This window comes from Nonomuraea sp. NPDC050643, from assembly GCF_040654715.1.
Lineage (GTDB): Bacteria > Actinomycetota > Actinomycetes > Streptosporangiales > Streptosporangiaceae > Nonomuraea.
Window position 1 is genome coordinate 34,000 of the sequence record NZ_JBFAIM010000088.1, and the last position, 20,039, is coordinate 54,038.

Here is a 20,039-nt window from a genome sequence, read left to right on the forward strand (position 1 = left end):
CGTGGATTGGCGGTGGGCATGGACTAGGGTGCTGTGCGTGGTGATCGAACGGGCGGCCGCCGCCGACGCGGGTGAGATCCTCACCCTGCAGCGGGCCGCGTACGTGGCCGAGGCTCAGCTCTACGGCGACCCGTTCATCCCGCCGCTGGTCGAGTCGCTCGAGCAGATCCGCAAGATCATCGACACCGCGATCGTCCTCAAGGCGCTCGACGCGGGCCGCATCGTCGGAGCCGTGCGCGGGCAGCTCTCCGGCACCACCTGCCGGGTGGGTCGCCTCGTCGTCGCCCCCGACCGGCAGGGTCAGGGGCTGGGCACGGCGCTGCTGCGCGCCCTGCACGAGCAGGTGCCGGAGGCGGAGGCGTTCGACCTGTTCACTGGGCATCTGTCGGACGGGAACCTGCGGCTCTACCGTCGCCTGGGCTACCGGGAGACGAGCCGCGAGCGGATGGACGATCACCTGACGCTGGTGCACCTGCGCAGGACGACAGATCGACCCCCTCCTCAGCGGTGATCATGGCGCGGGCCATGTCGTCGTCCACCCAGCTCCAGCCCCACCGCCACTCCGAGCCCGCAGGGTGCTCGGCGTCGAGCCGGTCGAGCGCGGCCTTGAGGGCGGCGGCGGGCACCACGATCTGGTGGCGTCCACGCCAGGGCACGTGCACGGGCGTGGCGATCGGCGGCACCGGCACGCCGTGCCGCCGCAGCGCCTCTACCACCGCGGCCGGATCCACCCCGAACCGGTGCAGCGGCGTCGCCTCCCGGTCCAGCTCGGCGTCGTGGGCCAGGGCGAGCAGCCAGTGCTCGGGCGCGGGTTCGCGCCGGCCGCCGGCGACGGCCAGGCCGGTCGCGATGCCGTGGAGCTTGTGGAAGGCGGGGTTGGCGAAACCGCCCGCCCGGTGGCCGTGCCACTGCGGCCTGGCGTGGTGGGGCAGGCACTCCAGCGCGCGGGCGTGGTCGAGACCGACCTCGATCAGCACCCGGGCGGCCAGGGAGTCTCCGGCCAGCAGGGCGAGGACCACGTGCGGCGGTCCGACCCAGTCGTCTCCGGCGGCGGCCGCCTGTTCGTGGGCCGCCCGTACGATCCTGCTGAGCATGATTCGATGATGGACCCGTACGCGCCGATCGTGGATAGGCTTTGGCCGTGCTGAAGATTGGGCTCACCGGCGGGATCGGCTCCGGCAAGAGCGAGGTGTCCAGACGGCTGTCGGCCAGGGGCGCCGTCGTGATCGACGCGGACAAGATCGCGCGTGAGGTGGTCGAGCCCGGCACGCCCGGCCTGGCGCGGGTGGCGGCCGTGTTCGGCGAGGAGGTGCTGCGCCCCGACGGCTCCCTCGACCGGGAGAAACTGGGCTCCATCGTCTTCGCCGACTCCGACCGGCTGGCGGCGCTCAACGCGATCGTGCATCCGCTGGTGGGGGAGCGGGTGGCGGAGCTGCAGAGGCGGGCCGCCGACGACACGGTGCTGGTCTACGACGTGCCGCTGCTGGTGGAGAACAATCTGGCCCCGATGTACGACGTGGTGATCGTCGTCGACGCGGCCGACGACGTGCGCATCAAGCGCCTGGCCGACCATCGGGGCATGCCGGAGTCCGACGCCAGGGCCCGCATCGCCGCCCAGGCCGGCCGTGAGAGACGGCTGGCCGCGGCCGACATCGTGATCCCCAACGAGGGCTCGATGGAAGACCTCGACGCCCGGGTGGCCGAGGTATGGGACGATCTGCTGAGGCGGGCCGCCCGCGGCTGAGGCCGTTGACGAACATGACCGTCATCCATGACCATCGGAAAGATCGTCCGACAGGATCGTGGAAGGACCGCCCATGCCGCGCTTATCTCCCTGGTGCGCCGCCCTGGCCATCGCCCTGAGCCTGATCCTGCCGGCGACCCCGGCCGTCCCGGCGGCCCCGGCGAGCGCCGCGGCGGCGCAGTCGTTCCGCAACCCGGTCAACGCCGGCGCGGACCCCAGCCTGATCCACCACAACGGCAACTACTACGTGGCCACCACGCGCGGCGACCGGATCGGCATCTGGAGGTCGCCCAGCCTGGCGACCCTGCTGGCCGCGCCCGAGCAGGTGGTCTGGCGCGACAGCGATGCCGGCCGTAACACGCAGATGTGGGCGCCCGCGTTCCGTCACGTCGGATCGCGCTGGTACATCTACTACACCGCCTCCGACGGCGTGGACGCCAACCACCGCATGTACGTGCTCGAATCGGCCGGCGACGACCCGATGGGCCCCTACGCCTTCAAGGCCAAGATCGCCGACTTCGGCGAGTACGCCATCGACGGCGAGCCCATCACCCACAACGGCCAGTCCTACTTCGTCTGGACCGGCCCCGGCCGCGGCATGGGCGGCCCCGCGCAGCTCTACATCGCCCGCATGAGCAACGCGTGGACGGTCACCGGCGGCCGGGTCGCCATCCCCGCCAACGGCGGCTGCACGGAGGTCCGCGAGGGCCCGACCCCGCTCTACCGCAACGGCAGGACGTTCCTGACCTACTCCACCTGCGACACCGGCAAGCCGGACTACCAGCTCTGGATGAAGAGCATCGCGAACGGAGCCGACCCGATGGTGGCCGCGAACTGGACCCAGCACGCCGGGCCGGTCTTCTCCCGCAACGACGCGACCGGCGTGTGGGGGCCGGGACACCACTCGTTCTTCCGCTCGCCCGACGGCACCGAGGACTGGATCGCCTACCACGGCAAGAACACCAGCACCAACACCTACAGCTTCCGCACCACGCGCGTGCAGAGGTTCACCTGGAACGCCGACGGCACCCCGAACTTCGGCCGCCCGATCGCCGCGGGCGCCACGCAGCAACTGCCCTCCGGCGACCCCGGGGCCGCCACCTCGGTGATCAACGACTTCGACCCCCAGGTCACGTACGGGGGCGCGTGGCAGTCCGGCTCCGGCTGCGGCAACCAGTGCTTCTGGAGCAACGACCACTGGAGCGGTCAGGCCGGCGCGACCGCGACCGTCACCTTCACCGGCACCCGGGTCGCCCTGCTGAGCGTGCGCGACCAGGGCAACGGCATCGCCGCCATCTCCATCGACGGCGGCCCCGAGCAGCGGGTCGACTACTACAGCGCCATCCGGGTGGGCGAGCAGCTCAACTACCTGAGCCCGGTGCTGTCACCGGGGCCGCACACGCTGCGGGTCCGCGTCACCGGCGAGCGCAACCCCGCCTCGGGCAGCACGGTGATCAGCATGGACCGGATCGAGGTCTACTGACGCTCCTCACCCGGCCAGGTGGCGGGTGAGGTCGTAGAGGCGGCGGGCGGCGCCCGGGTCGAGGGTCGGCAGTGACGGGTCGACCGGGGCGCGCCGGTCGTAGGCGAGCAGGCCCTCGCCGGGCGGGTCGTCCATCAGCTCGATGATCGGCGCGATGCTCTTGCCGACCGGCTGGGCGGCGAACCGGGCCAGCAGCTTGACGATCGTCTTGGCGGGCTGCTTGAGGCTGTCCGTGCCGCTGTCGGTGAATCCGGGGTGGTGCAGGAGGTAGCGGGTGCGGCCGCCGGCGTGGTTGGCGGCGTAGGCGACACCGAGCAGGTCGGTGGCCCGGCCGCCCTGCAGCATGGCCTTGATGCTGCCGTAGCCGCGCTCGAGCGACAGGTCGTCCCAGTGGATGCCGCCCTTGGTGACGCCGACGCCGCAGATGTTCACGATCATCGGGCTCTCGCCCTTCTCCAGCAGGTCCGTGAGGCCGTAGGCGAGCACGAAGCGGCTGACGTAGTAGAGGGCGAAGGTGGCCTCGAAGCCGTCGGGGGTCTCCACCCGGCGGGGGAAGTGCCGCATCGCGGTGAGGATCAGGCCGTCCAGCGCATCGTGCCGCGCGCGTACCTCCTCGATCACCCGCCGGTTCTCCGCCACCGAGGTGAGGTCGGCCCGCAGGAACGCGGCCCGCCCGGAGGCCCCGAGGCGGTCGGCGTCGTCGAGGAGACGCCGTCCCTTGGCGGGATCGCTGCCCACGACCGTCACGTGGTCGCCCCGGCTCAGGAAGTGCAGGGCGAGCCCTCTGCCCATGCCGGTCGTGCCACCCGCCACGACATAAGTCCGCATATTTCGTCCCTCAAGTCATCGAACGCTGACTTGAGGGAACGTAGCACAGCCACGCCGTACAATGTCAACGATCGATGACTACGGAGAGGAGTCCGTGTGCCGAAGAGGGACCGCGAGGCGACCAGGACGCGGCTGCTGGAGGCGGCCAGGCTGCGCTTCGCCCGCGAGGGCTACGACGCCACCAGCGTCCGCGACATCGCCAAGGACTCGGGCGTCGACGCCACCCTGATCTTCCGCTACTTCGGCTCCAAGAAGCGGCTCTTCGATGAGGCCACCGCGGCCGACCTGCCGCCCGGCCTCCTCGACGGCCCGGAGGAGGAGCTGGTCGCCCGCATGATGCGCACGGTCGTCGAGCACGACTGGACCGCGTACGGCGGCGAGCACCCCCTGGTCGCCATGCTGCGCTCCTCGGCCCACGAAGACGCCCGGCAGCGCATCCGCGAGGAGGTGTGCGCCACCTACGTCAACGCCCTGCGGGACCTGGCCGGCGGGCAGGACGCGGAGCTGCGGGCCGAGCTGCTCAGCGCCTGGCTGGTCGGCATCGGCATCCTGCGCTCGGTCGTCGCCACCCCGGCGCTGGCCGAGGCCACCACCGCCGACCTGGCACCCCACGTCGCCACCGTGGCCTCGGGCCTGCTCGGCCGCCCGATGTCGGGCACCTCAGAAGGGTGAGTCGAGCGGCACCTGCCGCACCCCCGGCAGGTACGGGTCGAGCTCGCCGAGCTCGAACCGCGACATGCCCACCACGTGCCAGAACTGCCCCGCGGGCTCGCCCTCGACCTTGTAGCGCCCGTCGGGCGACAGGGCCGCCCACCCCTCGGCCAGCCCCAGCAGGGTCATCCGGCGCTCGCCGCCCTCCCAGAGGATCACCACACCGTCGTCTCCCGCGCTGGCCAGCAGGTCGGCCGTGGGGCTGAAGGCGACCGACCACACCCGGCGGGTGTGCCCGGCCAGCGTGTGCCGCAGCCGCCCCGACGCGGTGTCCCACACCCGTACGAGCAGGTCGTCGCCCCCGGTCGCCAGGCTGTCGCCCGAGGCGCTGAACGCCACGCTCCACAGCCGCCCGTCGTGCCGGTCGAGCGTGTGCACCAGCCGCGGCTGCCAGGGCTGGCCGGGGCGCAGCTCCCACATCAGGGCCCTGCCGTCGTTGCCGGCGCTGGCCAGATGACGGCCGTCGGGGGAGAAGGCCACCGAGTAGACGCGGTCGGTGTGCCCTTCGAGCGTGGCCACCCGGCCGCCGGAGGCCACGTGCCACAGGCGGACCAGCTTGTCGTCGCAGCCGGTGGCCACGTAGTGGCCGTCGGGGCTGAACGCGATCGAGCGCACCCGCCCGCGGTGGTCCATCAGGTTGGCCGCCAGCCGCCCGGTCGGGCGGTACCAGATCCGTACGCTGTCGTCGTCGTTGGCCGTGGCCAGCATGTCGCCGTCGGGGCTGAACGCCTCGGCCCACACGTGGTCGGTCTCGGCGTGCAGCTCGCGCTCGTAGTCGCCGGTGACGGCGTTCCAGAAGTGCACGCCGCCGTCGTTGCTGGAGGTGGCCAGCACCGGGCCGGCGGGGGAGAACGAGGCCGAGATGAGCCGGTCGGCCGTGCCGCTGAACTCGCGCAGCCGCCGGCCCGTGCGCGGCTCCCACACCCGGACCACGCCGTCGTTGCCGCTGGTCGCCAGCATGGTGCCGTCGGCGCTGAACCGGGCCGAGGAGATCCGCCGGCCATGGCCGCGCAGCACCCGCTGGCACTGGCCCGAGACCGGGTCCCACAGGCGCACGGTGCCGTCGTTGCTGCTGGTGGCCAGTTGCTGCCCGTCGGGGCTGAACGCGAACGGCCAGACCGAGCTGCGATGGCCGGTCAGCTCGATCCGCTGGCCGCCGCCCAGCCGCTGCAGCCGCACCACGCCGTTGGCGTCGCCGGTGGCCAGGCTCTGGCCGTCGGGGCTGAACGCCACCTGGTAGACGGCCGCCGCGTGCGTGGTGTGCAGGCCGCGGGCCTCGCCGGACGGGTCCCAGACGCGGACGCCGCCCGCCGTGTCACCGGTCGCCAGCAGCGAGCCGTCGGGCGAGAAGGTCACGCAGTAGACGCTGCCGGCGTGGCCGGACAGCGTGTGCAGCGGCGTCCACGTGGCGGTGTCCCAGAGCCGGACGGTGCCCGCCTGGTCGCCGGTGGCCAGCAGCCGGCCGTCGGGGCTGTGCACGGCGCGGTAGACGCTGCCGCGATGCTCGTCGAGGGTCTCCTTCATCTGCCCGGACTCCAGGTCCCAGACGCGCACCACGCCCGCCGCGTCGCCGGTCACCAGCGCGGCGCCGCCGAACGAGGCCGTGAAGACCGGCGCCCGGTGCCCGCCCAGCTCGTGCACGAGCCGGCCGGTGGCCGTCTCCCACACGCGGACCACGCCGTCGGCGCCGCCCGCCGCCACCAGGTCGCCCGAGGCGCTCAGGCGTACCGGCCAGACGCCGTCGGGGTGCCCCCGCAGGGTGCGCAGGCGCTCGCCGGTCAGGGCGTCCCACAGCAGCACCGCGCCGTCGCTGGCGCCCGTGGCCAGCAGCTCGCCGGCGTACGTGACCGCGTAGACGCGGCCCCGGTGGCCCTGCAGCGTGCGCACCGGGGCGCCGCCCACGCACAGCAGCACGCCGCCGTCCTCGTTGCCGATGGCGATCGTGGCCCCGTCGAGGCTGTACGCGATCGGCTCCGGCAGGCGGCTGGTCTGGAAGTGGAAGCCGTAGGGGACCCCGATCCCGGCCGGCGCGAACTCCACCTCGACCGGCTGGCCGGGCACCACGGCCGCGCCCGGCAGGTGCGGCAGCGTGCCGGTCACGTTGATCAGCGAGGCCCGGTGCCAGCGGGCGCCCTCGACCGACACGTCGCTCATGTCCACCTGCGCCAGCCGCGCCCCCGACAGGTCGGCCCCGCGCAGGTCGGCCCCGGTGAGCTGGGCGCCGTCGAGCCGCGCGCCCGTGAGCCTGGCCTCGCGCAGGACCGCCCTGGACAGGTTGGTGCCCGCCAGCGTGGCCTCCGACAGGTCGGCGCCGGTCAGGTCGACCTCACGCAGGTCCCTGGCCGACAGGTCCTCGCCCTTGAGGTTGGCCCCGCGCAGGTCGGCGCGGGCGGGCGTGCGCAGCCGGGCGGAGATCTTGACCGCGTTGGCCCGGGACACGTCGTCGGCCGGCGGGTCGGCCACCCACGCCCGCAGCGCGCGTACGTCGGCCAGATCGCACAGGAACTCCACCGTCAGCGCCGACAGCGGGCGCAGCGTCAGCAGCAGGGGATCGTCGAGCGTGGCGGCGACGTGCCGGGCGATCAGCCACTCCATCACCGAGGCGTGGATGAACCCGAACATGCCCTCCTCGGTCCGCACCAGCAGGCTGCCCGAGCCCATGCGGAACGCGGCGTGGGCGGCCGAGAGCTGCCCGTCGGCCAGGCCGGTGAGCGTCTCGCCGATCTCGGTCAGCTCCTCCACACCGAGCAGCGACTCGCCGGACTCCCACAACCGCACCGCCAGCGCCGTCACCGCCTGCCACAGCTCGTCGACGGTCAGCGCCGAGGGGGAGCCGGGGATCCTGGCCCGGTGCTCCTCGAAGGCCAGCCAGGAGCCGAGGATCTCCTCGTACAGCAGGGCCGGGCTGATCGTGTGGCGGGCCTCGGCCACCGTGCGCAGCCGGTCGGCGTCGAGGTCGGCGATGAAGCTGAGCATGCGCGGGTTCTGTGCCAGCGCGAGCAGGTCCTCGATCTCGCCCATCAGCGACATGCGCGCCGTGGCCTCGTGGCCGCCCTCGAACCTGTTGGCCAGGTAGGAGCGGATCTGGTCGGGCGTGAAGTCCTCGACGCTGAGCACCCGCCGCTGCGGCAGCACGCCCACCATCTCGCCGAGCGAGGTGAGCACCTGGCTGTGCGACTTGAAGTGCTGGGTGCGGCTGGCCACCACGATCTTGGCCTTGTCGTCGGCCGCCGACAGCAGCGTGGCCAGGTGGTCGGCCGCCCGGTCGTAGGTCAGCCGGGTCACCAGCTCGTCGAACCCGTCGAACAGCAGCACGATCCGGCCCTGCCGCAGCAGGTAGCGGAACGCCTTGAGATCGATGAACTCCTCGCCGTGCCCGGCCAGGTGCGCCGCCACGAGCGCGTCGACCGAATGCGCCTTGTCGAGGGCGCGCAGCTCGATGAGGATCGGCGTCAGGTGCGGCAGCTCGACGGGGATGCGCCGGGCCAGCTCGCGCAGCGCGAACGTCTTGCCGTGCCCGAAGTCGCCCAGCAGCAGCAGGAACCGGCCGTGGTCGGCGGCCAGCAGCCGCATCAGCTCGTCGGTCAGGCCCTGCTTGACCTGGTTGCCCGGGCGGTCGAGCTCGCGGTAGCGCTGCGGCACGTACAGGTCGGGCGGGTAGCGGCGGTCGGCGGTCAGCCGGGCGGTCTGCTCGGCGACGTAGCCGGTCAGGTCGAGCAGCCCCTGGAACTCGGTGAAGCTGCGCAGCCGCACGCCCTTGCGCATGAGGTCGTCGCGCATGGCGCGGGGCGCGGGCAGGCCCTGGTAGACCAGCTCGGCGGACAGGCCGGTGGCGTGCGCGCGCCGGGCGAAGCCGTCGGCGGCCTCCTCGGTGAGCGGGCCGACATGCGCGCCGATCATGGTCTGGCGGACGAACCCGTCCTCGGGGTGGGTGACCACCAGGTGGGTGTCGAATCTGCGGATCCGGGCACGCTCGTGCCTGGCCTCGCAGACCTCGGTGATCCGGTCGAGCAGCAGCTCGACCGGGCTCGGCTCGCGCTCCTCCGGCTCCGGCGCGGGCGGCGGGGCCTGCGGGCTCTCGGCGGTGAAGGGCGCCTGCGCGGAGCGCCACCGGGTGCGCACCCGCTCGGGCCGTCCCTCGTCGGGCAGCCAGGTGCGCAGCCCGTCGGGGGTGATCTCGACGACGTGGTGCCGCCCGGAGCGCGGCGCGGCGATCCGGCCCTCGGCCGCCGGCCCCGAGCCGCCGTGGAAGAGCAGGTTGAGCCGGTGGGCCAGCAGCCGCGCGAACATCGGCGCGTCGCGCAGCTCGTCCGGCGGATGCCCGAGCGCGCCCAGCCGCAGCCAGCCGCTCTCCTCGTACGGCCGCAGCCGCTCGGCGAACCACGCCGCCTGCCCCTCCCCGACCAGCGCGTACGCGTCGCGCTCCAGATGGCTCATCGCCATCGTCGAGTTGAGCCCCGCCACGACCACCTTCAGATCGGGCACCTCGAACAGCGTCCACGGCTGCCCGCCGTCGAACACCCGGTCGTCCAGCCCCTGGTACACCTCGCCGAACAGCTTGGCGAAGTGCCGCCACTTGGGCCAGTAGGGCGGCTGCGGGCTCACGTCGTCGGCCTCGCAGGTCATGAAGTAGGCGCTGGCGGCGGCCTTGGTCACGTCGCGCGGGCCGGGCAGCAGGATCAGCCGGTGCGGCTCCAGCCCGATCAGCAGCCGCAGGTCGGTCACGAACCGCGTCGCCTGCCCGAACTGGCCGAGGCTGCCGGACTCGGTGAGGTCGCCGCTGACCACCATGAGGTCGGGGCGGGGCGTGCCCCGGTCGTACATGGCGGTCAGGTCGGCCCAGATGCGGGCCTGCATGTCCTCGGGCGTGAACGGCTCGCCGGGATCGGGCAGGGCCCGGCCGAACCGGGGGCCGCCGATGTGCAGCACGCTGATCGACTCGCGGGCCCGGCCGCCGCCGCCCGACGGCGGGAACGTCGGGGCCGTCACGGGCGCGCGCCTGGACCTGGCCCGGTCGGACGGCGGCAGCGTGGGGGTGGGCGCGGGCACGCTGGAGCCGTCGGGGAAGGCGGGCGCGGACTCCGGCTTGGCCCGCCCGGCCATCGCCTCCCGGACCCGGCCCAGCAGCAGCGCCCTGGCCTGCCCCGGATCGGTGATGCCCAGCAGGTCGACCCAGGTGATCGTGGACAGCAGGCCCTCGAGCTGGACGTCCTCCAGCCGGATGGTGACGAGCTTGTTGGAGGGGTTGTCGGGGTCGGCCCGCATCGCCGCCTGCCACTCCATGCGCCCGTAACGCGAGCTCAGGTAGTTGCGCGAGAGCACCGCCACGACGAGCTGCGCCTCACTGACCCCGCGGTCCATGAAGTCGATGAAGTTGGTGCCCGGCACGAAGTCCCACGCCTGGATCATGGTCCGGTAGCCCGCCGCCTCGAGCTCCCAGGCGATCCAGGTCGCCCACGCCGTGTCGGCCGGGGAGTAGCTGACGAAGATCTCGGTCGCCCTGCCGTCACGTGCCATGCCGTCAGTATCCCCTGCCAGGTCGGCGAATTGGAGTGTGTGTGCGATCATCGTCGGGTGTGGCGGCGTCTTGGCGTGCTCGACCTCATCAGGATCGGGCTGCTGGTTCTCGGCCTGGTCTTCCTGGCGACCGGGCTGCTCCCATGGAATGACGCGCTCACGAGCTTCCACGAGATCGGCCCGCTGGTGATCTTCCTGGTCGCGATCATCGTGGTGGCCGAGCTCACCAAGGAGGCCCAGGTCTTCGACGCGATCGCGGCGAGGATGGCGGTGCTCGGACGTGGCAACTACGCCGCCCTCTTTTTTCTTTGTACTGCTTTCGCGTCATTTGTGACGATATTTCTGAACCTGGACACCACCGCCGTCCTGCTCACCCCCGTCATGCTCGCCCTGGCCCCCAAGGCCCGCATCGCGCCCCTGCCGCTGGCCATGACCACCATCTGGTTGGCCAACACCGCGAGCCTGCTGCTGCCGGTCTCCAACCTGACGAACCTCCTGGGCATGGACAAGATCAACCTTGACGCCCAGGCGTTCGCCGGGCGCATGTGGGCCCCCCAGCTCGTCTCGATCGCGGTGACGATGGCGTTCCTGTGGGTGTTCTACTGGCGGCGGGGCGAGCGGCGCGACCTGCGCTACACCCCGCCCGTGCTGGAGCCGGTCGCCGATCGCGTGCTGTTCGCCGCCGCGTCGGTGGCCTGCGTGCTGTTCATCGTTCTGCTGCTGCTGGAGTTGCACGTCGCCGTGGCCGCCACGGCGGCGGCCGTCATCGTCGTGGGCGCCTTCCTGCTGCGCGCCCGCGACCATCTGACGTGGAGTCTGATCCCGTGGCAGCTCATCGTCTTCGTGGCCGGCCTGTTCCTGGTGGTGCCCACGCTCAGCAGGCACGGCCTGTCCGAGCTGATGACCTGGATGATCGGCACCGAGAGCGACCCCTACCGCACGGCCGCCGTCGGGGCCGGGCTGTCCAACGCGATCAACAACCTGCCGGCCTACCAGGCGGTCGAGACCGTGATCCCCTCCGCCGACCAGGATCGCCTGCTGGCCCTGCTGGTCGGCACCAACGTGGGCCCGGTCATCACCCCGTGGGCCTCGCTGGCCACGCTGCTGTGGTTCGAGTCGTGCCGCCGTCACGAGGTCAGGGTGCCCATACGCCGGTTCCTGCTCACCGGCGCCGGCCTGGCGGTCGTGGGGCTGGTGGCGACGGTGTGGACCCTGGTCGAGTTCGGCTGATCGGTCCTGACCACCGGTCAAGATCCAGGACAATAAAGCACCATGACCAAAACCACCATCTACGGATTTTTCGGTTTTGCCCTAGCGGCGGCGCTCACCGGCTGCGGCGGCGGCCCGGAGCCGGCCGCCCAGTCCCCGGCCACCCCGGCGTCCAGCGCTCCGGCGTCGAGCCCCGCGGCCGAGGCGTCCATCCTCCCGGCGCGAGAGGTGACCCGGACGGTCAAGCTGGAGGTGCTCGGCAAGGGCCGGTCCATGCAGCCCATCATGTACGTCGCCGACGACCAGGGCACCGAGAACGACGCCAGGCTCCCGTGGTCGAAGACGGTCAAGGTGGAGCTCACCGAGGCCGAGCAGAAGGTCGGCCGGTCGATCTCCGTCGTGGCCGGCTCGGTCCAGGCCGCCGACGGCCGGCTCGCGGCGGGCAAGTGCCGCATCACCGTGGACGGCGAGGTGGTCGTGTCGGCCGAGGGGCTCTGCCGGCACGAGCTCAAGTAGCGCGTCAGGCGGCGGCCAGCGCGTAGGCGCCGGCGACCGCGCCGAGGGCCCAGCGCATGCGGCGCACGTACGTCTCGGGGTGGTCGCCCGCCTCCTGGGCCACGTAGGCCGCGCACCAGGACGGGTCGCCGCCGCACGCGCACAGCCGCTCGTCCACGGCCTCCCGGATCTGGAACGGGGACAGCTCGTCGGACGGCTGCAGGGTGGTGACGAAGAGCACCTGCGCCAGCTCGGTGGTGGTCATCATGTCGGGCTCCTCTCCGCGGGATGCCGTTTGTCCGGCACCCTCTAAATAGACGTCGAACGGCGGCGGAACTCATCGACAAAGGACACACATTTTCTGTGGACTTTTCCTCACCGGAGAAGGGCGAGGAGCTCGGGCATGGCCTGCGGATGCCCGGCGACGAAGCTGCGCACCTCGGCGGGGCCGCTGACGCGCTCCTCGAACGGGCCGCCGTCGAGGGCCCGGATCTCGATGCCCGCCTCCTGGGCCAGCAGCGCCCCGGCGGGCAGGTCCACCACCCCGGCCCGGTAGCCCACGAAGCCGTCGATGTCGCCGCGCGCCAGCATCGCCCACGCCAGCAGCGGCGCCCACAACTGCAGCACCCGGCGGGCCTTGAGCTCCAGGGTGGACTTCAGCGCCCGCACGGCCGGGTCGGCCCGCGTCACGTCGTAGCCCTGGGTCCAGGCCAGCAGCGGGCCGTGCGGGCTCGGCGCGTACGCGGGCGCCAGGCGGACCCCGTAGGAGGTCCCGCAGGAGGAGACCGCCCCCTGTCCCCGCACGGCCGACCACGTCTGGGCGGAGACGGGGTCGTGCACCACGCCCAGCACCGGCAGCCCGTCGTGGCACAGCGCCACCCCCACCACGTAGGTGGGCAGCCCGATCGCCACGTTGTTGGTGCCGTCGAGCGGGTCGACCAGCCACGTCCACTCGCCGCCCGCCGCCCCGACCAGCCCCGACTCCTCGGCGATCACCGAATGCGACGGGTACGCCGTCAGGATCCGCTCCAGCAGCAGCTTCTCCGAGGCCAGGTCGAGATCGGTGACCACGTCGCCCGCGTCGCCCTTGGCCCGCACGCCGAGCGCCCCCCGCGTGCCCTCGCTCAGCAGCGCGCCCGCGGACTCGGCGGCTTCGACGGCGATCGTGCGAGCGTGCTCCAGGTCCATCGGCTGCCCTTCAGGTCAGATGCGCGGTGATCAGGCGTACGGCCAGCGCCGTCTCCCGGGCGTCCAGCGGCTGCCTGGACACGTGATGCGGCCCGCCGCCCAGCGGGCCGAGCGACAGGTCACGGCCGCCGGGCCGGCCCCGGCCCAGCGCGATCGTGGCCGCCTCACCGCCCTCGGGCACGACGCTGCTGTGGAAACGGTCGGCGGCCAGCGTATAGGTGTCACCGGGGCCGAACACCTCCACCAGGCCCGTGGCGTGTCGCACGGTGCGGCCGGTGGGCGAGATGCGGTCGCCGTCGGCCCCGCTGACCACCTCGAACACCCGGTGCGTGGCGTCCGCGCCCGCGTCGGTGACCACCGCGTGCACGTTGCGCACCTGGCCGTAGAGCACGTGGCTGACGAGATCCCAGCTGTGGCAGTGGATCTGCGAGGTGGTGCTCTCCGCGTGCGCGAGCGAATCGGACCACAGATGCAGACATACCCCCTCGCCACCGTCGCGCTCGAGCGGCAGGCAGACGAAGCCGAGCGGATGGCGTACGGCGGTCAGGCCGGGCCTCGACAGCGCGCCGAGCGCCCACGGCCGGGCCCCGCCCGCGCCGCGTAACAGCTCACGCACGCCGCTGTAGCTCATGATCCATAGGGATCCAGGGCCCGCAGCGCCTTGCGGGCGATGTCGACGACGTCGCGGCCGTCGTAGGACTTGGGCAGGGGCACCCCGATGTGCTCGAACAGCTCCTGCACCTCCTCGATGGTGGGCTCGTCGCCGAGCGGCACCCGCTTGTAGCGGTCGAGCGGCACCCGCCGGGCCTGCTCGAAGCTGAGCCGCAGCTCGGTGTCGCAGTTTTCGTAGTAGAAGGTGTCGGCCAGCGCGGTCATCGCCCTGTTCGGGTCTTCGACCGTCATGATCAGGCGGCTGGACGACAGGTCCCAGCGGAACGTGGTCATCGTCGAGGACAGGCCCATCTCGATGTCGAGCAGGCCGTAGCGCTGGCGGTGCCAGAAGGCGGCCAGGACGGTCGCGTACGACTCTTTCCTGACCCGGTCGGTGGTCCACGTCTCGCCGGTGCCGTCGGGGGCGTCGGACAGCGAGCGGCGGTAGTGGGCGTAGGTCTCGCACACCTCCAGGTTGGTCGGGTCGACGACCTCGATCCTGACCGTGAGGTGGCGTTTGTCCCTGCGGGCCGCCGCCACGCACGCGGGCAGCGTGACCGCGCGCAGGTAGGTGCCGGTGCCGCCCTTGAAGCTCCACCTGCTGGTGTCCTTGCGCGCCTCGGCGTGGGCGTGGGCGATCTCCTGCCGACTGCCGAGCACCCGGACGAGCTGGAGCGAGTCGAGCGCCTTGCGGGTGCTGTGGACCAGGGAGTCGATCTCCTCCAGCCGGGCCAGGCGCACGGGCAGCTCGGCCAGCGCGCCCGAGGTGATCGTCTTCTCCACCGGGGCCTGGCGGGCGCGGTCGCGCAGCAGCGCGGTGGCCACCAGCGCCATGATCACCAGGGTGGAGGCGGTCACGAGCTGGCGCTGGATGTCGGAGCCCTTCGAGCCGAAGATCTCGGGGGGCATGATGCCGAGCACGCCGACCACGATGGCCAGCCCGAGCGCGATGGCGCCGTCGGCGTTGCGCGCCGCCCATGGGGCCGTACGCTTCATCGCCGCCATGAACCGTGCCATCGCTCGCCCCGTCGTCCGACGATCAGTCAGTTCCCGAGGTCATGGTAACGACCGCGCCATGCGACTGCCAGCGCACGGAAAGGAGCGATCTCCTAGCGGAAGATGACGCGAAATATTGCCTCGAGCCCGGTTCACGGGCGTCTGTAGGATCCGAAGACATGATCGTGGATCCTCACGTCCTGGGCTACTACGAGCGCGGCGGCGAGCTGACCCGGCTGCGGCGGGGGCGCAACCGCCTGGAGTTCTGGCGCACCCGCGACGTGCTGCGCCGCACGCTGCCACCGGCGCCCGCCCGGGTGCTCGACGTGGGCGGCGGCACGGGCGTGCACGCCGAGTGGCTGGCCGCCGAGGGATACGCGGTCGAGCTGATCGACCCCGTGGCGCTGCACGTCAGGGAGGCCGCGGCGCTGCCCGGCGTGCGCGCCCGCCTCGGCGACGCCCGCGACCTGCCGGTCCCCGACGGGCGGGCCGACGTGGTGCTGCTGCTCGGCCCCCTCTACCACCTGCCGGACCGCGCCGACCGGGTGCGCGCCCTGGCCGAGGCCCGCCGCGCCGCCCGCCCCGGCGGCCTGGTCGCCGCGGCCTTCATCAGCCGGTACGCGGGCCTGCACGACAGCGTCTACCACGGCACCCTTCTGGGCGAGGAGCAGCGGGCGGCCGACTACCACTCCGTCGAGACCGGGGTGATGGTGTCGGCGACGACGGAGGCCGGGTTCCGCGGCTACTTCCACGACCCGGAGGAGATCCTCACCGAGTTCGCCGCCGCCGGCCTGCCCGAGCCCCGCCGCTACGGCCTGGAGGGCGCCTTCTGGCTCTACGGGGACGTCGACGACTGGCTGGACGACGACGGGCGGCGCGAGCTGCTGCTCGACGCCGCCCGACGTCTGGAGTGCGAGCCCTCACTCCTGGGGGTCAGCGGCCACCTGCTGGCCGTCACGGGTGTCTAGAACCAGCCGCCCCCTAGAACCAGCCGCGGTGGCGGGCCATCTGCTCCAGGCCCCGCTGCAGGGTCGCGTCCGCCGAGTTCGGCGGGTCGTTGTAGTGGACGGTGAAGCGGTTGTAGGCGTCGTGGCTCGAGCTCAGGAAGCCGCCCCGCTTGTCGGCCTCCAGGATGACGTCCATCTTCTGCGGCCCGGCGATGAACGTCAGCTCCAGCTCGTTGAAGTAGCGCCGCCACTGGCCGCCCGCGTAGTACTCGATCTCCTGGAAGAACGGCATGGTCGAGCCGTACAGCGTGCCGCGCTCCAGGTCGGCCTTCTTGAACTGGAAGCCCAGCCGGTCGAGGGCGCCGATCACGTGCTCCTGGGCCGGCAGCGGGCTGACGAACAGGGGGTCGAGGTCGCCCTTGTCGAGCGCGCCCGCCAGCGCCAGCTCCGTCTGCACGCCCAGCTTCATGCCGTGCAGCGGATGCCCGGCGATGGCGCTGATCGGCGTCTCCCAGGGGATCGCGATCTCGAACTGCTGCTGGTGCTGCGCGCCCGCGGCGAGCTGGAACGTCCCCGCGACCTGCTGACGCAGGAAGCTGTAGGTCGACTTGTACTCGTTGTCGCCCGACTCGACCTCCACGACGGCGGTGAGATCGATGTAGATGCCCTCGACCTTGTAGTCGGAGTTGCCACCACGGAAATGGACGACGCCGCGCAGCGGCTCGCCGGGGCGCACGCCCGTGTTGGTCAAGACCGTGTCTACCTCGACGCCCGCGCCGAAGGCGGCCATCAACTTGCGGAACACCATGGGGTTCTCCTATACGGAAGGTGTGTGGCCGTTCACTTGACCCGTTCCCGTACCCGAGATGCGGGGGAGCAGCTGGGCCAGGAGGAGGGTGGAGAGGGCGGAGTCCGACTGACCCTGCTGGGTGCGTACGACCAGCGGCTGGGGGGCATTCTCCGCCAACTTGGCGCCCACGTCGAGGCGCCTGCGGGCCAGCTCGTACTGCAGCACGGCCCGGTTGTCCCGATATGACTCGGCCAGCCGGCGCAGGGCCTTGGCCTCGTTCTCGGCGGCGGTCAGCTCGGCCCGGCCGCGCGCCTCGATCTCCCACGTCACCCGCTGCGCCTCGGTCTCCTGCTCCTCCAGCATGCGCGCCACGTCCTTGCGCGCCGTGTTGTGGGCGGCCTTGACCTCGACCACGCGGGCGTCACGGGTCTTCTTGGAGCGCTCGATCTCCATCAGCAGCGTGTCGATGCGCCGCTTGCGGGTCAGCTCCCACTCGCGCTCGTAGGCCGACAGCTCCTTGGCGACCTTCTCGCGGGTGGCCAGGTGCTGCTGGTACTGGTCGGGGAGCTGGACGTCGGGGATGTTGGCGCCCGTGATGCGCACGCCGTAGCGGCCGAGCTGGCGGTTGAGGGCGTCCTGCATGTCGCCGACGTCGGAGCCGCGCAGGTCGTAGGCGCGCTCGGTGTTGACCCGGCGGCTGCGCTGCCTGATCGCGTCCTGGACGGCGCTGGAGAGCACCAGGTCGAAGTTGCCCGCGCCGATGGTGCGGACGAACGCGACCGGGTCGACGATGCGGAACTTCAGGAAGAACTCGATCGACTTCAGCGGCACGTTCTCGGCCGTGGGGCAGGCCACGATCGGCGCCGAGTACGGGATCTCGGTGGAGGTGTCGACGACCGCGTCCACCCGGTCCCACGGCAGCCAGAGGTAGTGGCGGCCCGGCGGCAGCGTGCCGGTGATGGCGCCCCAGCGGCTGCGTACGCCGGTGGTGCCCTCCTCGATCTCGATGATCGCCTTGCGCCACATCGTGATCATCGCCACGAGCAGGCTCAGCAGCGCCGCGAACGCCGCGATGAGGGTGAAGTCGGTGAGCGCGGCCACCCCGGCGAAGTAGAGCGCCAGGAACACCAGCGTCATCCACGCGAAGCCGCGCCGGTCCTTGGGGATGACGACGGGCACGAGCTGGCCCTGCTCGCCGCCGCGCAGGAGCTGGCGGATGTCTCCCCAGGAGGCCAGCGACTCCTTGATCTTCGAGAATTCTCTGCTCATTGTCCCTCACCCATCACGTGGTGCCTGCCGCCCGGCAGCAGCCGTTCGACCGTCGACTCCAGATCGGAGTCCGGCTCGGGCAACGCCGGCGGCTCGGTCACGTCGGCGGCGTTCTTGCTGAGCAGCGTGGCGATCTCGTCCTCGCGGTCGCGCACACGCGCGGCGATGTCGTCGAGCCTGGAGCGGATGGCGGCCATGTCCTCGGGGGAGAACAGCACCGCGCCCTTGCCGCCCACGAGCTGCTGGGCCAGCGCCAGGAAGTCGATGTCGGTCTGCTCGCCGATCTGCACCACCTGCGGCAGCCTGGTGGCGACCGACTCCAGCTTGGTCAGCAGGTCCTGCTGGAAGCGGTAGTCGAGGATCTCGGGCGCCTCGGCGGCCGACAGCGCCCTGATGTCCAGGGCCTGCGCCTCCAGGAGCGCGGAGTTGGCGTTGGCCGTCGACTCCGCCTCGACCAGGCGCTGCCTGGCCTGCGCGGTGGCCTGGTGGGAGGCCCGTTCGAGGGCGGTGTCCATGCGGGCCTGGTGGCCGGCGATCTCCGCCTGGATGGCGCTCAGCGTCTCCTGCAGCCCGGCCAGCTCCTTGATGAGGTCGCCCTCGTTCTGCTCCTTGCGAAGCTGGAGCTCGTACTCGTAGGTGTAGGCCTCCTTGGCCACGCGGACCATCTCGGGGGCGGCCAGGTCCATGCGGTATTCCTGGCTGGACGGCTCGGCGTGGGTGATGTTCACGTCGGTGAGCCGTACGGCGGGCAGGAACTGCTGGTTGAGGCTCTCCAGCATGCCCAGCGTGCTCTCGCCCACCAGGTCGTAGATGTCCTCGGCCCGCTGGGCGTAGATCAGGGAGCGGGTGACCTCGCTGATGGCGTTCTGGAGCTTGGACTGGAAGCCGCTGACCGAGCCGAGCACGAAGATGAACTCGGCCGGGTTCTCGATCCTGAACTGCAGGAACAGGTCGACGCTGGCCTTGACGCCCTGCTGGGTCGGGGCCTCGCTGATCGGCGCGTTGAACGGGTATTCGCGGGTGGTGTTGACGATGTAGCTGACCCGCTTCCACGGGTTGAACAGCGTCACCCGGCCCGGGTCCGCGATGTGCACCAGCTTGCCGAACTTGGTGATGAGCGCCTTGCAGCCCTCGGGCACCATCACCACGCTGCGCCGCCACCACAGGAACGCCGCGGCCAGGACCAGCACCACCCAGTAGTGCGGGCCGAAGACCACGTCCGTCCTCGGGATGACGTTGCCGAGCGCGCCGATGAGGCCGAGGACCACGAGGATGCCCAGCGGCACGATCACCTTGGCGGTGCTGCCCTTGGGGATCACCACGGGGGAGATGACGTGCATGCCGTTCTCGGCGAAGCTGCGGTTGATGATCTCGCCGGCCTCGTTGAGCGAGGCCGACCGGGCCTCGATGAGGGTGCCGACGGACACGCCGCCGTCACGTGCGGCGGCGAAGTCGTGGGGGTTCAGCGCGAAGCCACGGCCCTGGCCCGCGAGCTGCCCCGCCTGGTCGACGACCTGCCCCATGGCCTGGCCCATCGCCTGCCGTACGTCACCCCCTTGGGCCACCGCGTGGGCTATGCCCTGACCTGCCTGGATCAGTGCCTCTCTGGGTCGTGACATCGAACCTTCCTTTTCCGCTACAGGCGAATTCGACCGTATCGGGTGTGACTTACTGTTCGCTTGCAATGTGGTGTCACATATGTATTGCGTCCTGTAGTAGAGATGCTACTTATGTAGTAGTCCTACTATTTTGAGGATCAATGAGAGCTGTGAGAGAGGTCGCGGGTGGTGCCGAACGGGGTAAAGAGGCCGCCGCCATGGAGGTCAGCGGCCTGCGGATGGCGTACGGGCAGGAGGTCCTCAAGGGGATCGACTTCACGATCGGCCCCGGCGAGGTGATCGCGTTGCTCGGGCCGAACGGCGCGGGCAAGACCACGACGATCGAGATCCTGGAGGGCTTCCGGGTGCCGTCCGCAGGTCACGTACGGGTGCTGGGCGTCGAGCCGGCCCGCGGCGACGAGCGCTGGCGGGCCCGGCTCGGGGTGGTGCTGCAGTCCTGGCGCGACCACGGGCGCCGGCGTGTGCACCAGCTCCTGCGCCACCTGAGCGGCTACTACTGCCGTAGCAGATTGGGTTTGCCCTGTTTGTGGTGACACGCCGATCAAGGTCCCACCTCGGCGGTCGTGATCGCTTCAGACTCTGCTCGTGGCTG

Annotated in this window: 16 protein-coding genes and 2 pseudogenes; 8 read left to right on the forward strand and 10 right to left on the reverse strand. The window is 71.6% G+C overall.

Going from position 1 to position 20,039, the window contains the following annotated elements:
• The first annotated feature begins 40 nt into the window (after positions 1–40).
• Positions 41–511 (forward strand): GNAT family N-acetyltransferase, encoded by a 471-nt coding sequence (locus AB0I15_RS59135; protein ID WP_358117910.1) that lies wholly within the window; start codon positions 41–43, stop codon positions 509–511.
• A gap of 445 nt (positions 512–956) precedes the next feature.
• Here AB0I15_RS59135 and AB0I15_RS59140 read toward each other — a convergent pair.
• Positions 957–1,094: pseudogene (locus AB0I15_RS59140) on the reverse strand (Clp protease N-terminal domain-containing protein); the annotation flags it as partial.
• A 47-nt stretch (positions 1,095–1,141) separates the two neighbouring features.
• On the opposite strand from AB0I15_RS59140, the gene coaE reads away from it, so the two are divergent.
• Both coaE and AB0I15_RS59150 read left to right on the forward strand, forming a co-directional pair.
• Positions 1,142–1,744, forward strand: coding sequence for a dephospho-CoA kinase (coaE, locus tag AB0I15_RS59145; protein WP_358117873.1), 603 nt, complete (start codon positions 1,142–1,144; stop codon positions 1,742–1,744).
• A gap of 73 nt (positions 1,745–1,817) precedes the next feature.
• The gene (locus AB0I15_RS59150; protein WP_358117875.1) at positions 1,818–3,227 is read left to right on the forward strand and encodes a glycoside hydrolase family 43 protein; all 1,410 of its coding nucleotides are present in this window, start codon (positions 1,818–1,820) and stop codon (positions 3,225–3,227) included.
• A 6-nt stretch (positions 3,228–3,233) separates the two neighbouring features.
• On the opposite strand, the gene AB0I15_RS59155 is transcribed toward AB0I15_RS59150, so the two are convergent.
• Positions 3,234–4,055, reverse strand: a complete 822-nt coding sequence (locus AB0I15_RS59155) for an SDR family NAD(P)-dependent oxidoreductase (RefSeq protein WP_358117878.1) — start codon at positions 4,053–4,055, stop codon at positions 3,234–3,236.
• 96 nt (positions 4,056–4,151) lie between these two features.
• On the opposite strand from AB0I15_RS59155, the gene AB0I15_RS59160 reads away from it, so the two are divergent.
• A complete protein-coding gene (locus tag AB0I15_RS59160; protein WP_358117881.1) occupies positions 4,152–4,727 on the forward strand; it encodes a TetR family transcriptional regulator in 576 nt (191 codons plus the stop codon).
• Here the strand turns inward: AB0I15_RS59160 and AB0I15_RS59165 are convergent.
• Positions 4,716–10,283, reverse strand: a complete 5,568-nt coding sequence (locus AB0I15_RS59165) for a TIR domain-containing protein (RefSeq protein WP_358117883.1) — start codon at positions 10,281–10,283, stop codon at positions 4,716–4,718. The two genes, AB0I15_RS59160 and AB0I15_RS59165, sit on opposite strands and share 12 nt — an antisense overlap.
• 57 nt (positions 10,284–10,340) lie before the next feature.
• On the opposite strand from AB0I15_RS59165, the gene AB0I15_RS59170 reads away from it, so the two are divergent.
• Positions 10,341–11,513 (forward strand): SLC13 family permease, encoded by a 1,173-nt coding sequence (locus AB0I15_RS59170; protein WP_358117886.1) that lies wholly within the window; start codon positions 10,341–10,343, stop codon positions 11,511–11,513.
• A gap of 42 nt (positions 11,514–11,555) precedes the next feature.
• The gene (locus AB0I15_RS59175) at positions 11,556–12,008 is read left to right on the forward strand and encodes a hypothetical protein (protein WP_358117889.1); all 453 of its coding nucleotides are present in this window, start codon (positions 11,556–11,558) and stop codon (positions 12,006–12,008) included.
• Between the two features lie 4 nt (positions 12,009–12,012).
• Here AB0I15_RS59175 and AB0I15_RS59180 read toward each other — a convergent pair whose 3' ends face one another.
• The 4 genes from AB0I15_RS59180 to AB0I15_RS59195 all read right to left on the reverse strand — a co-directional run bounded on the left by AB0I15_RS59180 (position 12,013) and on the right by AB0I15_RS59195 (position 14,843).
• Positions 12,013–12,255, reverse strand: a complete 243-nt coding sequence (locus AB0I15_RS59180; RefSeq protein ID WP_358117892.1) for a hypothetical protein — start codon at positions 12,253–12,255, stop codon at positions 12,013–12,015.
• A gap of 107 nt (positions 12,256–12,362) precedes the next feature.
• Positions 12,363–13,175: an inositol monophosphatase family protein gene (locus AB0I15_RS59185; RefSeq protein ID WP_358117894.1), complete on the reverse strand. Its 813-nt coding sequence runs from the start codon at positions 13,173–13,175 to the stop codon at positions 12,363–12,365.
• A gap of 10 nt (positions 13,176–13,185) precedes the next feature.
• The gene (locus AB0I15_RS59190) at positions 13,186–13,806 is read right to left on the reverse strand and encodes a hypothetical protein (RefSeq protein WP_358117897.1); all 621 of its coding nucleotides are present in this window, start codon (positions 13,804–13,806) and stop codon (positions 13,186–13,188) included.
• On the reverse strand, positions 13,803–14,843 hold the full coding sequence (locus tag AB0I15_RS59195; RefSeq protein ID WP_358117899.1) for a hypothetical protein: 1,041 nt from the start codon (positions 14,841–14,843) through the stop codon (positions 13,803–13,805). The genes AB0I15_RS59190 and AB0I15_RS59195 overlap by 4 nt, the downstream gene beginning before the upstream one ends.
• 158 nt (positions 14,844–15,001) lie before the next feature.
• Between AB0I15_RS59195 and AB0I15_RS59200 the strand changes: the two genes are divergently transcribed.
• Positions 15,002–15,790, forward strand: a complete 789-nt coding sequence (locus tag AB0I15_RS59200; RefSeq protein WP_358117900.1) for a class I SAM-dependent methyltransferase — start codon at positions 15,002–15,004, stop codon at positions 15,788–15,790.
• Positions 15,791–15,803: 13 nt separating this feature from the next.
• Here the strand turns inward: AB0I15_RS59200 and AB0I15_RS59205 are convergent, their stop codons facing one another.
• The 3 genes from AB0I15_RS59205 to AB0I15_RS59215 are packed head-to-tail and all read right to left on the reverse strand — an operon-like array spanning position 15,804 to position 19,447.
• Positions 15,804–16,577 (reverse strand): sporulation protein, encoded by a 774-nt coding sequence (locus AB0I15_RS59205; protein ID WP_358117902.1) that lies wholly within the window; start codon positions 16,575–16,577, stop codon positions 15,804–15,806.
• Between the two features lie 9 nt (positions 16,578–16,586).
• Positions 16,587–17,828, reverse strand: a complete 1,242-nt coding sequence (locus AB0I15_RS59210) for an SPFH domain-containing protein (protein ID WP_358117904.1) — start codon at positions 17,826–17,828, stop codon at positions 16,587–16,589.
• On the reverse strand, positions 17,825–19,447 hold the full coding sequence (locus AB0I15_RS59215) for an SPFH domain-containing protein (RefSeq protein ID WP_358117905.1): 1,623 nt from the start codon (positions 19,445–19,447) through the stop codon (positions 17,825–17,827). The genes AB0I15_RS59210 and AB0I15_RS59215 overlap by 4 nt, the downstream gene beginning before the upstream one ends.
• A 140-nt stretch (positions 19,448–19,587) precedes the next feature.
• Here AB0I15_RS59215 and AB0I15_RS59220 point away from each other — a divergent pair.
• Positions 19,588–19,929, forward strand: a pseudogene (locus tag AB0I15_RS59220) (ATP-binding cassette domain-containing protein); the annotation flags it as partial.
• Positions 19,930–20,039: the final 110 nt, after the last annotated feature.

What these genes read in the sequence shown, in the direction of transcription:
- AB0I15_RS59150 (WP_358117875.1), top strand. Translation starts at nt 1,818, where the DNA reads ATGCCGCGCTTATCTCCCTGGTGCGCCGCCCTGGCCATCGCCCTGAGC.
- AB0I15_RS59155 (WP_358117878.1), bottom strand. Translation starts at nt 4,055, where the DNA reads ATGCGGACTTATGTCGTGGCGGGTGGCACGACCGGCATGGGCAGAGGG.
- AB0I15_RS59165 (WP_358117883.1), bottom strand. Translation starts at nt 10,283, where the DNA reads ATGGCACGTGACGGCAGGGCGACCGAGATCTTCGTCAGCTACTCCCCG.
- AB0I15_RS59175 (WP_358117889.1), top strand. Translation starts at nt 11,556, where the DNA reads ATGACCAAAACCACCATCTACGGATTTTTCGGTTTTGCCCTAGCGGCG.
- AB0I15_RS59180 (WP_358117892.1), bottom strand. Translation starts at nt 12,255, where the DNA reads ATGATGACCACCACCGAGCTGGCGCAGGTGCTCTTCGTCACCACCCTG.
- AB0I15_RS59185 (WP_358117894.1), bottom strand. Translation starts at nt 13,175, where the DNA reads ATGGACCTGGAGCACGCTCGCACGATCGCCGTCGAAGCCGCCGAGTCC.
- AB0I15_RS59190 (WP_358117897.1), bottom strand. Translation starts at nt 13,806, where the DNA reads ATGAGCTACAGCGGCGTGCGTGAGCTGTTACGCGGCGCGGGCGGGGCC.
- AB0I15_RS59195 (WP_358117899.1), bottom strand. Translation starts at nt 14,843, where the DNA reads ATGGCACGGTTCATGGCGGCGATGAAGCGTACGGCCCCATGGGCGGCG.
- AB0I15_RS59200 (WP_358117900.1), top strand. Translation starts at nt 15,002, where the DNA reads ATGATCGTGGATCCTCACGTCCTGGGCTACTACGAGCGCGGCGGCGAG.
- AB0I15_RS59205 (WP_358117902.1), bottom strand. Translation starts at nt 16,577, where the DNA reads ATGGTGTTCCGCAAGTTGATGGCCGCCTTCGGCGCGGGCGTCGAGGTA.
- AB0I15_RS59210 (WP_358117904.1), bottom strand. Translation starts at nt 17,828, where the DNA reads ATGAGCAGAGAATTCTCGAAGATCAAGGAGTCGCTGGCCTCCTGGGGA.
- AB0I15_RS59215 (WP_358117905.1), bottom strand. Translation starts at nt 19,447, where the DNA reads ATGTCACGACCCAGAGAGGCACTGATCCAGGCAGGTCAGGGCATAGCC.